Below are 13,342 nucleotides of genomic sequence, written 5' to 3' on the forward strand. Positions count from 1 at the left end.
GTGCGGTCCGTCCAGCATAGGCCCCGAAGCCGAACACCGTACGGTCAGCCGAACACTGTGCGGTCTTGCGAACGGTGTTCGGCCTCCGTACAGTGTTCGGCGTAGCGCACACCGTTCGGTCGGGGACGGCGGACGGTGTGCGCCGCGAGGACTTCCGCACGGCAGTCGCCGGCGCGGGGATGTGTGCGGGGCCGCGGCCCACGCGCCGAACCGAAGGGGGAACGTGGTGGACCGTCAGACGGATCGTCACCCGCGTCGCTGGCTCATCCTGGTCGTGCTCTGCCTCAGCAGCCTGGTGCTGGTGATCGACAACATGGTGCTCACGGTGTCCGTCCCGCCGATCGCGGAGGACCTCAAGGCCGGGGCGCAGGACATCCAGTGGATCATCGACTCGTACATCCTGGTCTTCGCCGGCCTGCTGCTGACCTCGGGAAGCCTCTCCGACCGGTTCGGACGGCGAAAGGTGATGATCATCGGGCTGGTGCTGTTCGGCGCCGCCTCGCTGGTCGCGGCGGTCGCCGCCAGCCCCGGTGAACTGATCGCCGGCCGGGTGCTGATGGGCGTCGGCGGCGCCCTGGTCATGCCGAGCACCCTCTCCATCCTGATCACCGTCTTCGACGACGAGGAGCGGCCCAAGGCGATCGCCGCCTGGAGCGCGGTGGCCATGGTCGGCCTGGTCGGCGGCCCGGTGCTGGGCGGCGCGCTGATCGCCCACTTCTGGTGGGGCGCGGTCTTCCTGCTCAACGTGCCGGTCGCGGCCGTGGCCGTCGTCGCGGCGCTCGTGCTGATGCCGGAGTCCAAGGGCCCGTGGCGCAAGCCCGACCTGCCCGGCATGGTGCTCTCGATGGTCGGCATGACGGCGCTGGTCTGGTCGATCATCGTGCTTCCCCGGGACGGCTTCGCCCACGTCAACACCCTCGGCTCGCTGGCCGTCGCGGTCGCCGCGCTCACCGGGTTCGGCATCCGGCAGGTCCGCACCGACTCGCCGATGGTCCCGCTCAAGCTGTTCCGCAACCGGGTCTTCACCGGCGCCAGCTTCTCCCTCGTCCTGCTCACCTTCGCCACCGGCGGCCTGATGCTGGTGCTCACCCAGTACCTGCAGTTCGTCCTGGAGTTCACGCCCACCGACACCGGCCTGGCCTTCATCCCGCTGGCCGTCGCCTCGCTCGTCTTCAACGTGATCGGCGCCGCCGTCGGCAAGAAGGTCCCGGCCCGGGTGTTGACCTCGATCGGCATGGTGATCATCGCGGGCGGCTTCGGCCTGCTGGCCACCCTCTCGGTCGGCGACGGCTTCACCAAGGTCGCCCTGGCCATGCTGGTCCTCGGCATCGGCTCCGGCCTCGGCATGCCCGCCGCCGCCAACGCGCTGATGGGCGCCATCCCCGGTGAGCACGCCGGCGTCGGCTCCGCGCTCAACGACACCATCCAGCAGTCCGGCGCCGCGCTCGGTGTCGCCATCCTCGGCACCGTGCTCTCCAGCACCTACACCGGCGAGATGCCCACCGACGCCCCGGCCCCCGCCCGGCACGCCATCACCGACGCCCTCGCCCTCGCCGCGGGCAACGGCGACGGCACCCTGGCCCGGGCCGCCCGGGAGGCCTTCAACACCGCCACCTCCACCACCTTCACGGTCGGCGGGATCGCGGTCCTGGCCGCGGCGGTGCTCACCCTGGTGCTGATGCGGGGCGGGCCGGGGGCCGCGACCGGGGCGCCGGCCGAGGGCGCCGAAGCCGTCGAACCCGCCGCCGAACCCGCCGTCGAGGCGGTGGCCTGAACCGCACCGAAGCGGCCGGACCTTTCCCCCGGCCGCACCCCCACCGGCCCCGGCTGCCCCGCGCAGCCGGGGCCGCGGGCCGTCCGGGGCGGTGCTCCCGACCGGTGCCCGCCGGCTCCCGGTGCCCGCCGGCTCGCGGAGCGCGGCGGCGGTCCGTCCGCGTAGCCTTCGAGCATGGCCACCGACTACGCGGAGCGCGTGTCACGGGTGCCCGGGGCGGTGCTGTGGACGAGGGGCGCCGTGGCGGAGACCGCTGCCGCGGAGGCCGGCGGGGCGGCCGGGCTGGTGCTGCCGGACGGGTGCATGGACCTGTTGTGGACGCCCGGCCGACTGCTCGTCGCCGGGCCCGACACCCGGGCGTTCCGCCCCGGGCCGGGGCTGGGCGGGCCCTGGGCCGGGATCCGCTTCCGACCCGGGGCAGGACCGGCGCTGCTCGACGTTCCCGCGTACGAACTGCGCGACCAGCGCGTCGAGTTGGCCGATCTACGGCCCGCCGGCGAGGTGCGGCGACTGACCGGGCTGATCGACGCGGCGCCCGACCCCGCCGCCGCGCTGGAGCACCTGGCACTGCGGCTGGCCGCAGTGGCGCAGCCCGAGGACCCGCTGGTGCGCGCGGTGGCCGGCGCGCTCGCGGCCGGGCGCAGCGTCGCGGCGACGGCCGAGGCGGTCGGACTCGGCGCCCGGCAGCTGCACCGCCGCTCGCTGACCGCCTTCGGCTACGGTCCCAAGACGCTGGCCCGGATCCTGCGCCTGCAGCGCGCCCTGGGGCTGGCCCGCTCGGGCGTCCCGCTCGCCGAGACGGCGGCCCGGACGGGCTACGCGGATCAGGCGCATCTGGCGCGCGACGTCAGGGAGTTGGCGGGCGCCACGGTCACCGAGCTGCTCTGAGGCGGGGCCGCGGCCGCCATGGCGTCGACTTGCCTTCGGGCCCCGCTACAGCGGCGCGAGCAGGTCGACCCCGTTGCCGTCCGGGTCGTGCAGCGAGGCGTAGCGCTGGCCCCAGAAGGCGTCCCAGGGCTTCAGCTCCCCGTGGTACCCGGCGGCGGTCAGCTCCCGGTACACCGCGTCCACGTGCGCCGGGCTCTGGCAGCGGAACGCCAGCGCGGCCCGCGCACCGCCGGTCGGCGGCTGCCGGTCGGGGTGGAAGGAGCGGATGGTCGCCTCGGTGTCGAGGACCAGCAACAGCCCGCCGGGCAGCTCGGCCTCGACGTGCGGTTCCCGTTCGGAGCCCTCGGGGAAGGCGAGCCCGAGCCGCCGGTAGAAGGCGACCGAGGCGGCCATGTCGGAGACGGCGAGGCCGATGAAGGCGAACTGGGGTGAGGGTGTGCTGTTCATGGTCGCCACGCTAGGCGGGGCACGGGCCGGCGGTCTTGAAGGAATCGGACACCCCCGGTCGCCCTGCCGGCCCGTCCGGAGGGCTCCCGGGCCCGAACCGACCCCTGAGCGGGTGTTGTCAGTCCCTCCTTGTACCGTCGACCGTGCCGCCGATCGCGGCAACAGCAGGACGAACACGGGGGCATGGCGCATGATCAGGACGGATCCGGAGACGCCCGACGTCTATCTCACACCGGTCGAGGACGTCTTCGTCCGCAACCACCTCGGCCCGCACCCGCGACTCGACACCGACACCTGGTCGCTCAGCGTCGAGGGCCTGGTGGAACGGCCGTTGCGGCTGGACTTCCGGGCCCTCGAAGGCCTGTCGCAGACCAGGTTCACCGCCGTCCACGAGTGCTTCGGCAATCCGCTGCACCCCACGGTGCCGACCCGGGCCGTCACCAACGTGGAGTGGACGGGGGTCCCGCTCGCCGAGGTGCTGGAGCTGGCCGGGCCGCGCCCGGAGGCCCGGCACGTCTGGTTGGAGGGCGCCGACCGCGGCGACTTCGCGGGGGAGAGCGGCCTGAGCTTCCTCAAGGACCTGCCGCTGGCCGAGGCGCGCGCCGAGGTCGTGCTCGCGCACGGCATGAACGGCGAACCGCTGCGCCCCGACCACGGGTACCCGGTGCGGGCGGTGGCCCCTCGGATGTTCGGCACCAACTCGGTCAAGTGGCTGACCAGGATCGTGCTGGCCGCCGAGCGCCCCGAGCACGTCTTCACCACCCGGCTGTACACCCGGGTCCTGCCGGGGGAGAGCGTGGTCCGGCCGGTCCGCGAGAAGGACGTGTGCAGCAAGTTGCTCGCCCCGAAGGACGGGGGCACCGTCCCGGCCGGAGTCCGTGAACTGGCGGGCTACGCCTGGAGTTCCGGTGAGGTGACGGCCGTCGAGGTCGCCGTGGACGACGGCGACTGGCTGCCGGCCGAGCTGGAGCGCCGCGGCCCGCACCCGAGTTGGCAGCGCTTCCGGCTCCGCCACCACCTCGCGCCGGGCCCGCACCGCATCCGCTGCCGGGCCGTGGACGCCGCGGGGCGGGTCCAGCCGCTCACCGGGGACCGCAACGCCGTCCACGAGATACGGGTGACCGCGCTGGTCAACGGGTGACCGACTGCCCGGTGATCGCCGGGCGGACCTTGGTGAGCATCAGGTCGAGGAACTGGTCGGGGTGGCGGAAGCCGGCGAAGTGGCTGGCGTTCCGGATCAGCGCGAACTCCTTGACCGGGGCGGTCACGTCCTCGAAGAACCGCCGGGCCGGCGCGGGCGGGGTGAGGACGTCGCTGTCGCCCTGGAAGACGAAGAACGGGATCCGGAACTCCGTTCCCTCCGCGCGCTCGTCGAAGGCCACGGCCTCCAGCTGGAGCTGCTCGGAGAACTCCATGGCCTTCAGGTAGGAGCGCAGACCGCGCAGGGTGTGCAGGGGCGAGAACCAGAGGGAGCGCATGACGACGGTCTTCATGGTGTCGTAGGAGAGCGGGTCGCTGGTGAGGACCAGCTTGTTGTACTCGGCGACGTCCTTGGTGGTCCAGCGGGAGCGGTCGGCGCCCATCGCCAGGGCGGTGGCGAGCTCCTTCTCCTTCTTGCGCCCCGCCGCGCGCAGCCGGCCGACGAGGGCGTCGTAGGCGGTGCGCTCCCGGCCGCCGTCGATGATGTTCTGGTCGGTGCCGACGTAACCGGAGTACAGCTCGGGGTGGTTGCGGGCGAGCTTCAGGCCGAGCACGGTGCCGAAGGAGTTGGCGACCAGCAGCAGCCGGTCGACGCCGAGCCGGGCCCGCAGGTGCTCGGTGACCTCCAGGGCGTCGCGGTACAGCTGCGGGTAGCTCAGTTCGCCTTGCCCCTCGGGGCCGCCGGCGGCGAAGGTGAAGCCGGCGCCGCGCATGTCCCAGCGGACGATCGTGAAGTGCTTCTCCCAGACGTGGGTGCGCGGCAGGAAGACCAGGTTGGAGGCGCCGGGGCCGCCGAGGATCTCCAGGATCACCGGGTTGCCGCGGTCCTCGCCGCGGATGGAGACCCACTGGTCGATGCCGCCGATCCGGACGAAGCCGGACTCGTCGATGCCGTTCGGGGCGGTGATCCGCAGCCGCTTGGCGAAGGTGGCGCGCTTGAGCTGCCGGTAGCCGAGCAGTCCGGCGACGGGAGCGGCGAGGGCGGCGGCGGAGACGGTGGCGATGGTGGCGAGCATGGTGGATCCCCCAGAACTGTTTATCGCGTCAGCAGATACGTTTAAGGTATATACAGTTCTGGGTGCTGTCAACGGGCGGCGCCGACGGTACGGAAGTCGAGGAGGCCGGGATGGCCAAGGAGAAGCCGCGTGACCTGCGCGCGGGCGTCGCACTGCTGTGGGGCGAGCAGGACCAGCCCACCCGGGGGCCCAAGCCGAGCCTGACCACCCAGCGGATCGCCGCCGCCGCGGTGGTGATCGCCGACGCCGACGGGCTGGACGCGGTCTCGATGAGCAAGGTCGCCGCCGAGTTCGACGTCTCGGCCATGGCGCTCTACCGCTACGTCCCGGGCAAGGCCGAACTGGTCGAGCTGATGGTCGAGTCCGTCCTCGCCGACGCCCCCGACCTGTCAGCCGCCGGCGACGGCTGGCGGCAGCGCATCACCGAATGGGCCCGCCGCTCCGCCGCGGTGCACCGCGCCCACCCCTGGCTGCTGGCGGCCACCGCCATGCGCCGCCAGCTGATGGGCCCGAACCAGCTCGGCTGGCTCGACTCGGCCCTCGCCGCCCTGGAGCCCACCGGCCTGAGCGCCGCCGAACAGCACCGGGTCTTCGTGCTGGTGGCCGGCCTGGTGCGGACCCTCGTCCAGCAGGACCTCGACTTCGACGAGCAGCACAGCCGGGAGTGGAGCCGTCTCACCAACGAGCTGCTGGAACGCCACGCCGACCGCTTCCCCACCCTCACCCGGGCCATCGCGGCCGGCGCCTTCGCCCCCGACCCGGTCGACCCCCTGGAGTTCGGCCTCGCCCGGATGCTCGACGGGGTCCAGCTCCTCCTCCACCCGGACGGTGCCGCGGGCTGACCGGGCCCTCGGCCGTCCTCCGTCGCCCGTCGCCCGTCGCCCGGCGTCCGGCGTCTGTCCTCCGTTGCCCGTTCCGCTACGCGGCGCCCGAGCGCAGCGTGAGCAGGGTGATCTCGCTCGGCGCGAAGACCCGGAAGGGTGGCCCCCAGAAGCCGGTGCCCCGGCTGGTGTAGAGCTGGGTCCGCTCGCCGTGCCGGCTCAGGCCGTGCACCACCGGCTGGTCGATCCGGACGAGGAAGTTGAACGGCCAGATCTGGCCGCCGTGGGTGTGCCCGGAGACCTGTAGGTCGATCCCGGCGGCCGCGGCCTCGGGTACGTACTTGGGCTGGTGGGCGACGAGCAGGACGGGCAGCGCCGGGTCCGCCCCGGCCAGCGCGTCCGCCAGGTCCGCGCGGTGTCCGGCCAGGCCGGAGTGCGCCGCGGTCACGTCGTCCACGCCGGCCAGGACCAGCTCGTCCCCGCCGCGCTCCACCACGACGTGGCGGTTGTGCAGCGGCTCCCAGCCCAGGTCCGCCATCCGGTCCAGCCAGCCCTGGGCCTCGCTGCCGTACTCGTGGTTCCCGGTGACGTAGACCCTGGCCAGCCGGGCGCGGATCGTGCCGAGCGGCGCGGACTGCTCCCGGCGCTGGGCGGGGGTGCCGTCGGCGATGTCACCGGCGTGGACGACGACGTCGGGGTCGAGCGCGTTGACCGCCTCGGTGACCCGTGCCGACCAGTCCGCCCGGTCGATCGGCCCGTAGTGGGTGTCGGCCAGCACCACGACCCGGGTGCCGTCCAGGCCGGCGCCGAGCCGCGGGAGGTGGACGTCCAGCCGTCGAATCCGAGGCACCCGCATCGCCTCGTGGTGCCCCCAGCCCAGCAGGGCGGCCGCGACCACGGCCACCGCCACGGCCACGCCCCTGGCCCGGCCGGTGCCGCCGACGTCGAGCCCGCCGAGCAGCAGGTCCACCAGGCCGCCCAGGACGGACCAGGTGAACAGCACCCAGATCACACCGAGGCTGGTGTCCGCGATCCGTGCGGCCCGGTCGTTCCGCCGCCGCCCGTGACCGGCGACCATCAGGAACGGGAACGACACCATCCAGCCGACCAGGACCAGCGTGCCGAGCGGGAGCACCGGGGACGGCCAGTCGGCACCGGCGGCGAACAGCGTCCACCAGGGCGGGAGGCACAGCAGGACGAGGACGAGGACGAGCACGGCCAGCCGCCGCACCGGCAACCGCCGCCTCGCCCCCGCCCCCGCCCCCGGCTCCGGCGGCTCCCCGGAGCCCCCGCCGTCCGGCCGGAGCTCCGGGTCCAACCCGATGGATTCGCTGTCAGCCACTTCGCCGCCCCTCACGTCTGCTCCCCCCATCATCCGGCAGTCGGCGGCGGGGCGGCGGCGGGGTGGCGGGATCGGTGGGCGGCGCTGTTCGGTGCCCGCGCCCGGGTCAGGAGCGCGCGCTGCCGAGGTTCCGGTCGGCGTCGGCGCCCTGGAGCATCAGGGTGGTCTCCTCGATGCGGCGGAAGCGCCCGTCGGCGGCGATCTCGGCGAACAGGTAGACCTCCATCCGCACGGTGGAGCCGTCGGTCTTGCGGATGTCGACGATGTGGCGGTCCGCGTAGCGGTCGCCCTGCGCGAATTCGTCCAGGATGCGGATCTCGCCGCCCGCGACGACCGTGCGCAGGTGGGCGATGTGGGCGGTGAACTCCGCGTGGTCGTCCCAGCGGCCGTCGGTGCGCTGGCGGTAGTCGGGGGTGAAGTGCCGGTCGATCGCCTCGGCCAGCTCCAGACCGGGGGTGAAGAGCAGGTCGGTGAGCGCGGCGGCGATGTCGGGGCGGGCGGTCTCGATGGTCATGGGTGTCCCCTCGGCAGTGCGGTCGGGTGGTGTGATCGGCGAAAAAGCGTGCGTTGAGCACGCATCTGCACCGTACTACGAAATGCGTGCGCTGCGCACGCTAAACTGGGGCCATGTCGAACGACGCGGAAGTGGGACACGAGATCGCCGACGCCCTGGGGGCGCTGCTCAAGCGCGGCACCCGCGTCGAGCTGCACCGGCGCCTGACCGAGGGCCTCGGCCCGGCCGTGGACGAGGCCACCTATCCCCTCCTCAGCGGCCTCGCCCGCACCGGACCGCTCAGTGCCGCCGACCTCGCCGGCGAAATCGGCCTGGACCGCTCCGGCGTCACCCGCCGGGCCACCCGCCTGGAGGAGGCCGGTCTGCTGCGCCGCGACCCCGACCCCGCGGACCGCCGCGCCACCCTGCTCGCCCTGACCGACGCCGGACACCGGGCCGTCGACACCACCCGGCAGCGGCTCGCCGCCCACATCGAGGAGTCCCTCGCCGCCTGGCCGCCCGGCGAAGCCCGGGCCTTCGCCCGCCAACTCCACCGCTTCGTCACCACCGGCCCCTTCGCGGACTCCTGAGCCATCCGGCCCCGGACACGACGAAGGGCCCCGACCGGCGAACCGGTCGGGGCCCTTCATCTGCCCTGGCGGGCGAAGGCGGAGGATACGAGATTCGAACTCGTGAGGGGTTGCCCCCAACACGCTTTCCAAGCGTGCGCCCTAGGCCTCTAGGCGAATCCTCCGTGGGAGAGCTTAGTACATGTTTCGGGGTGCTCGCGACCAGCTATCCCGCAGGCCGGAGGGCGGGGGTGGCCTGTGGATCGTCGGGGCCCGGATCCGGTAGTGTGGGGGTCAGCCCCTCGTGTGGCGCCATCTTTTTGAACCCCCCCAGGGCCGGAAGGCAGCAAGGGTAGAAGAGCTCTGGCGGGTGCACGGGGGGTCTTTGCGTTCCCGGGCGCCGTACGGGGCCCGTGGGGCGGGCGGAGTCGGGGTGCCCGGGGTGAAGGGGCGACGCGTTTGTCGGTCCGTCCCGATATCGTCGGGGGTGTGTCCCTAGCCCTGTACCGCCGCTACCGCCCCGAGACCTTCGCGGAGGTCATCGGGCAGGAGCACGTGACCGCTCCGCTCCAGCAGGCCCTGCGCAACAACAGGGTCAACCACGCGTACCTGTTCAGCGGGCCACGCGGCTGTGGCAAGACGACGAGCGCACGCATCCTGGCCCGCTGCCTGAACTGTGAGCAGGGGCCGACCCCGACGCCCTGCGGGGAGTGCCAGTCCTGTCAGGACCTCGCGACCGGCGGGCCCGGCTCGATCGACGTGATCGAGATCGACGCCGCCTCGCACGGTGGTGTGGACGACGCGCGCGAGCTGCGCGAGCGGGCCTTCTTCGCGCCGGTGCACAGCCGGTACAAGATCTTCATCCTGGACGAGGCCCACATGGTGACCTCGGCCGGGTTCAACGCGCTGCTCAAGGTGGTCGAGGAGCCACCGGAGCACCTGAAGTTCATCTTCGCGACCACCGAGCCGGAGAAGGTGATCGGGACGATCCGGTCCCGTACCCACCACTACCCGTTCCGGCTGGTCCCGCCCGGCACGCTGCGCGACTACCTGACCGACGTCTGCGGTCGCGAGGGCATCCAGGTCGAGGACCCGGTGTTCCCGCTGGTGGTGCGGGCCGGCGCGGGCTCGGTGCGTGACTCGATGTCGGTCATGGACCAGCTGCTGGCCGGTGCCGCCGAGGGCGGCGTGACGTACCAGATGGCGACGTCACTGCTCGGGTACACCGACTCGGCGCTGCTGGACGAGGTGGTGGATGCCTTCGCCGCGCACGACGGGGCGACGGTGTTCCAGGTGATCGACCGGGTGGTCGAGGGCGGGCACGACCCGCGCCGCTTCGTCACCGACCTGCTGGAGCGGCTGCGCGACCTGGTGATCCTCGCCACCGTGCCGGACGCGGGGGAGAAGGGGCTGATCGACGCCCCGGCGGACCGGGTCGCGGTGATGCAGGCGCAGGCGGACGCGTTCGGCGCGGCCGAGCTGAGCCGGGCCGCCGACATCGTCAACACCGGGCTGACCGAGATGCGCGGCAACGCGGCGCCGCGGCTCCAGCTGGAGCTGATCTGCGCCCGGGTGATGCTGCCGGGCGCGTACAGCGACGAGCTGTCGCTGCAGGCGCGGCTGGACAAGCTGGAGCGCCGGGCGGCCGCGGGCGGCTTCGCCGCGCCGGCCGGGATGGCTCCGATGGCCGCTCCCATGGCTCCTCCGATGGCCGTCCCGGCGGCTCCGGTGGCCCCGTCCGTCCCGTCGATGGAGGCCCCCGCCCCGGTGCCCGCGCCGGTCGTGGCGCCCGTCGTGCAGGCGGCCCCCGCCCCCGTGCAGGCTCCGCCGGCGGCCCCCGCCGGGCCCGCCCCGGGCGCCTGGCCGATCCCGCGCAGCTTCCCGCCCGCCGGTGGCGCAGCGGCTCCCGCCGCCGCCCCCGCCGTGCCGCAGCCGCAGGCCGCCCCGCAGCCCGCGCCCACCCCGCCCCCGCCGGTCCAGCAGGCCCCGCAGCCCGCCGCGGTCGCCGCGCCCGGTGGCCAGCCCTCCGCCGCCGCCCAGCAGGGCGCGGCGCAGGTCCGGCAGCTGTGGCCGCAGATCCTGGAGGCGGTCAAGAACCGTCGCCGCTTCACCTGGATCCTGCTGAGCCAGAACGGCCAGGTCGCCGGGTTCGACGGCAGCACGCTCCAGGTCTCCTTCATCAACGCGGGCGCCCGGGACAGCTTCGTCGGCAGCAACAGCGACGACGTGCTGCGTCAGGCGCTGTCCGACGCGCTGGGCGTGGACTGGCGGATCGAGTGCATCGTCGACCCGTCCGGGACCCCGGGCGGCGGCGGGGGAGGCGGCGCCGCAGCCCCGGCCGGTGGCGGTTGGGGCGCCCCGGCGCGTCCGGCGGCCGCCGCGCCGCCGATGGCCGCGCCCGCCCCGGTGCAGCCGCAGGCGCCCGTCCAGGCCCCGCCGTCCCCGCAGTTCCAGCCCCAGGCCCCGACCCAGGCCCCGGCCCCGGTCCCCGCGCCGGTGCAGCCCCCGCCGCCGGTGGCGGCGCCCCCGGCCCGCCCGGTGCAGTCGGTGGCCCCGGAGGACGACATCCCGGAGGAGGACGATCCGGACCTCAACGAGGAGGCGTTCTCCGGCCAGGAGCTGATCATCCGCGAGCTGGGCGCCACGGTGCTGGAGGAGATCCACCACCGCGGCAACTGAGCGGGCCCCCGGGCCCGTAGGCTCGACGAGGACGAACGTAGAACCGTGTGACAGCAAGGAGTGAGCCGTGTTCCCCGGTGGTGGTCAGCCCAACATGCAGCAGCTGCTCAAGCAGGCGCAGAAGATGCAGCAGGAGCTCGCGAAGGCCCAGCAGGAGCTGGCCGAGGCGAAGGTGAACGGTACGGCCGGCGGTGGCTTGGTCGAGGCGACGGTGACCGGTTCGGGCGAGCTGGTGGCGCTGACCATCGCCCCGGCCGCGGTCGACCCGGAGGACACCGACACCCTGGCGGACCTGATCCTGGCGGCCGTCCGGGACGCCAACCAGGCGGCCCAGAAGATGCAGGCCGAGCGGATGGGCCCGCTGACCCAGGGCATGGGCGGCGGCATCCCCGGTCTGCCGTTCTAGGCCCTGCCCGGCCGATCCTGCCGGACGGGACCTGGCCTCCTGGGCCGGAGAACCCGCAGGTCAGGCCAGTGACGGGGGTCGGCTGCGGGCCCCGGCGACGGTGGGGCCCGCGAGTCCGAACGGACGATGGATCCATGTGGGATCCATGTGATTTCGATGGGAGTCGGGCGTCGGCCGGTGTGTCCGGCGCCCGATTCGTTGGATGATGGCACCGGAGCACCTCCGACCATCCGAGGGAAGGCGCGACGTTGTACGAGGGCGTGGTTCAGGACCTGATCGACGAACTGGGCAGGCTGCCCGGCGTCGGGCCCAAGAGCGCCCAGCGGATCGCCTTCCACGTGCTGCAGGCCGACCCGGTCGACGTGCGCCGGCTCGCGCACGCGCTGCTGGAGGTCAAGGACAAGGTCCGGTTCTGCGCGGTCTGCGGCAACGTCGCGGAGGCCGAGCAGTGCCGGGTCTGCCTGGACCCGCGTCGCGACCTCGCCGTCATCTGCGTGGTCGAGGAGCCCAAGGACGTCGTCGCCATCGAGCGCACCCGTGAGTTCCGCGGCCGCTACCACGTGCTGGGCGGCGCGATCAGCCCCATCGAGGGCGTCGGCCCGGACGACCTGCGCATCCGTGAGCTGCTCGCGCGCCTCGCGGACGGTACGGTCACCGAGCTGATCCTGGCCACCGACCCCAACCTGGAGGGGGAGGCGACCGCCACCTATCTGGCCCGGCTCTGCAAGCCGATGGGCCTGAAGGTGACCCGGCTGGCGAGCGGACTGCCCGTCGGCGGGGACCTGGAGTACGCGGACGAGGTCACCCTCGGCCGCGCCTTCGAAGGGAGACGACTGCTCGATGTCTGACCGGACGATCAACCAGCAGCCCCACGGCCCGCGGTCCCACGCGGAGCCCGGCGGCCACGCCGCACACCCCAGTGCCCCGCACACCCACGGCCACGGCTCGGAGCCGGACGACTTCGCCGTGCAGATCGCCGACTCGGTGGAGAGCTTCGTGCTCGCCGTCACCGAGGTCGCCAAGGGCGACGAACCGGGCAGCGCGGTCTCGCTGCTGCTCCTGGAGGTCTCGCAGCTGCTGCTGGCCGGCGGCCGGCTGGGCGCGATCGAGGACGTCGTCCCGGAGGACCGCTTCGAGCCCGACGCCGGGCCGGAGCCGGACGGCGAGCAGCTGCGCGAGCGCCTCGCCGTGCTGCTCGCGCCGATCGACGTCTACCACGAGGTCTTCGACCCCTACGGCCCGCCGGAGAAGCCGAACGCCTTCCGGATCTCGGACGACCTGGCCGGTGTGGTCAGCGAGCTGCAGCACGGCCTGACCCACTACCGCGAGGGCCGGGTCAGCGAGGCGCTCTGGTGGTGGCAGTTCTCGTACCTCTCCAACTGGGGCACGACCTGCACGGCGGTGCTGCGGGCGTTGCAGTCGCTGATCGCCCACGTCCGGCTGGACAGCCCGATCGGTGCGGCGGCGGACGGCGCGGACATCGACGACGACGGGCTCACCGACGAGCAGCTGGAGCAGCAGGCGGGCGATCTGATGGCGGCCGAGCTCGGTCTCGGCCGATAGGTCGACAACCGGCCGGCCGGGCCTCCGAGGGCCCACCCGCGCCTCCAGGGCCCCACCCGTCCCAGGGGCCGTCGGCGCTTGTGACGAATGCCTCAGCAATCCGGCCGGAAAAGAAATCCGGCCGTGCCACCGGGCATTCCTCCG

At 73.5% G+C, this 13,342-nt stretch carries 13 protein-coding genes, 1 tRNA gene and 1 other RNA gene; 10 read left to right on the plus strand and 5 right to left on the minus strand.

Going from position 1 to position 13,342, the window contains the following annotated elements; genetic code table 11:
• Nucleotides 1-226 precede the first annotated feature (226 nt).
• Together ACIP4P_RS40820 and ACIP4P_RS40825 are read left to right on the plus strand one after the other, a co-directional pair.
• Nucleotides 227-1,774: an MFS transporter gene (locus tag ACIP4P_RS40820; protein WP_400928221.1), complete on the plus strand. Its 1,548-nt coding sequence runs from the start codon at nucleotides 227-229 to the stop codon at nucleotides 1,772-1,774.
• A gap of 174 nt (nucleotides 1,775-1,948) precedes the next feature.
• Entirely contained in the window at nucleotides 1,949-2,662 is a 714-nt protein-coding gene (locus tag ACIP4P_RS40825; protein ID WP_400928224.1) for a helix-turn-helix domain-containing protein, read from the plus strand.
• A 45-nt stretch (nucleotides 2,663-2,707) separates the two neighbouring features.
• Here ACIP4P_RS40825 and ACIP4P_RS40830 read toward each other — a convergent pair whose 3' ends face one another.
• On the minus strand, nucleotides 2,708-3,109 hold the full coding sequence (locus tag ACIP4P_RS40830; protein ID WP_400928227.1) for a VOC family protein: 402 nt from the start codon (nucleotides 3,107-3,109) through the stop codon (nucleotides 2,708-2,710).
• Nucleotides 3,110-3,299: 190 nt separating this feature from the next.
• Here ACIP4P_RS40830 and ACIP4P_RS40835 point away from each other — a divergent pair, with 190 nt between their 5' ends.
• Complete coding sequence (locus ACIP4P_RS40835; RefSeq protein WP_400928230.1) at nucleotides 3,300-4,250, plus strand: molybdopterin-dependent oxidoreductase; 951 nt, start codon at nucleotides 3,300-3,302, stop codon at nucleotides 4,248-4,250.
• On the opposite strand, the gene ACIP4P_RS40840 is transcribed toward ACIP4P_RS40835, so the two are convergent.
• The gene (locus ACIP4P_RS40840; protein WP_400928233.1) at nucleotides 4,240-5,325 is read right to left on the minus strand and encodes an alpha/beta fold hydrolase; all 1,086 of its coding nucleotides are present in this window, start codon (nucleotides 5,323-5,325) and stop codon (nucleotides 4,240-4,242) included. The two genes, ACIP4P_RS40835 and ACIP4P_RS40840, sit on opposite strands and share 11 nt — an antisense overlap.
• A gap of 62 nt (nucleotides 5,326-5,387) precedes the next feature.
• Here ACIP4P_RS40840 and ACIP4P_RS40845 point away from each other — a divergent pair, with 62 nt between their 5' ends.
• On the plus strand, nucleotides 5,388-6,167 hold the full coding sequence (locus tag ACIP4P_RS40845) for a TetR/AcrR family transcriptional regulator (RefSeq protein WP_400928236.1): 780 nt from the start codon (nucleotides 5,388-5,390) through the stop codon (nucleotides 6,165-6,167).
• A 76-nt stretch (nucleotides 6,168-6,243) separates the two neighbouring features.
• On the opposite strand, the gene ACIP4P_RS40850 is transcribed toward ACIP4P_RS40845, so the two are convergent.
• Nucleotides 6,244-7,488, minus strand: a complete 1,245-nt coding sequence (locus ACIP4P_RS40850; protein WP_400928239.1) for a metallophosphoesterase — start codon at nucleotides 7,486-7,488, stop codon at nucleotides 6,244-6,246.
• 106 nt (nucleotides 7,489-7,594) lie between these two features.
• The gene (locus ACIP4P_RS40855) at nucleotides 7,595-8,002 is read right to left on the minus strand and encodes a nuclear transport factor 2 family protein (RefSeq protein ID WP_400928241.1); all 408 of its coding nucleotides are present in this window, start codon (nucleotides 8,000-8,002) and stop codon (nucleotides 7,595-7,597) included.
• Between the two features lie 113 nt (nucleotides 8,003-8,115).
• On the opposite strand from ACIP4P_RS40855, the gene ACIP4P_RS40860 reads away from it, so the two are divergent.
• Nucleotides 8,116-8,571, plus strand: a complete 456-nt coding sequence (locus ACIP4P_RS40860) for a MarR family winged helix-turn-helix transcriptional regulator (RefSeq protein WP_400928244.1) — start codon at nucleotides 8,116-8,118, stop codon at nucleotides 8,569-8,571.
• A 79-nt stretch (nucleotides 8,572-8,650) separates the two neighbouring features.
• Here the strand turns inward: ACIP4P_RS40860 and ACIP4P_RS40865 are convergent.
• Nucleotides 8,651-8,735: transfer RNA gene (locus ACIP4P_RS40865), tRNA-Ser, on the minus strand.
• 111 nt (nucleotides 8,736-8,846) lie between these two features.
• On the opposite strand from ACIP4P_RS40865, the gene ffs reads away from it, so the two are divergent.
• The 5 genes from ffs to ACIP4P_RS40890 all read left to right on the plus strand — a co-directional run bounded on the left by ffs (nucleotide 8,847) and on the right by ACIP4P_RS40890 (nucleotide 13,198).
• Nucleotides 8,847-8,937: signal recognition particle sRNA small type (gene ffs / locus ACIP4P_RS40870), an RNA gene on the plus strand.
• A gap of 102 nt (nucleotides 8,938-9,039) precedes the next feature.
• Complete coding sequence (locus tag ACIP4P_RS40875) at nucleotides 9,040-11,229, plus strand: DNA polymerase III subunit gamma and tau (protein ID WP_400928247.1); 2,190 nt, start codon at nucleotides 9,040-9,042, stop codon at nucleotides 11,227-11,229.
• Nucleotides 11,230-11,296: 67 nt separating this feature from the next.
• Complete coding sequence (locus ACIP4P_RS40880) at nucleotides 11,297-11,635, plus strand: YbaB/EbfC family nucleoid-associated protein (RefSeq protein ID WP_350517360.1); 339 nt, start codon at nucleotides 11,297-11,299, stop codon at nucleotides 11,633-11,635.
• Between the two features lie 248 nt (nucleotides 11,636-11,883).
• Nucleotides 11,884-12,483 carry a recombination mediator RecR gene (gene recR, locus ACIP4P_RS40885; RefSeq protein ID WP_030392621.1) on the plus strand — a complete coding sequence of 200 codons (600 nt, stop codon included), beginning with the start codon at nucleotides 11,884-11,886 and terminating at the stop codon, nucleotides 12,481-12,483.
• Entirely contained in the window at nucleotides 12,476-13,198 is a 723-nt protein-coding gene (locus tag ACIP4P_RS40890; RefSeq protein WP_400928251.1) for a DUF5063 domain-containing protein, read from the plus strand. Before recR ends, ACIP4P_RS40890 begins: the two co-directional genes overlap by 8 nt.
• The last annotated feature ends 144 nt before the right edge of the window (nucleotides 13,199-13,342 follow it).

Origin of the sequence: Kitasatospora sp. NPDC089509, assembly GCF_044749365.1 — a bacterium.
GTDB lineage: Bacteria > Actinomycetota > Actinomycetes > Streptomycetales > Streptomycetaceae > Kitasatospora.

Coding starts and splice junctions, on each gene's coding strand:
- ACIP4P_RS40890 (WP_400928251.1), top strand. CDS start 12,476: ATGTCTGACCGGACGATCAACCAGCAGCCCCACGGCCCGCGGTCCCAC.
- ACIP4P_RS40825 (WP_400928224.1), top strand. CDS start 1,949: ATGGCCACCGACTACGCGGAGCGCGTGTCACGGGTGCCCGGGGCGGTG.
- ACIP4P_RS40835 (WP_400928230.1), top strand. CDS start 3,300: ATGATCAGGACGGATCCGGAGACGCCCGACGTCTATCTCACACCGGTC.
- ACIP4P_RS40830 (WP_400928227.1), bottom strand. CDS start 3,109: ATGAACAGCACACCCTCACCCCAGTTCGCCTTCATCGGCCTCGCCGTC.
- ACIP4P_RS40860 (WP_400928244.1), top strand. CDS start 8,116: ATGTCGAACGACGCGGAAGTGGGACACGAGATCGCCGACGCCCTGGGG.
- ACIP4P_RS40840 (WP_400928233.1), bottom strand. CDS start 5,325: ATGCTCGCCACCATCGCCACCGTCTCCGCCGCCGCCCTCGCCGCTCCC.
- ACIP4P_RS40855 (WP_400928241.1), bottom strand. CDS start 8,002: ATGACCATCGAGACCGCCCGCCCCGACATCGCCGCCGCGCTCACCGAC.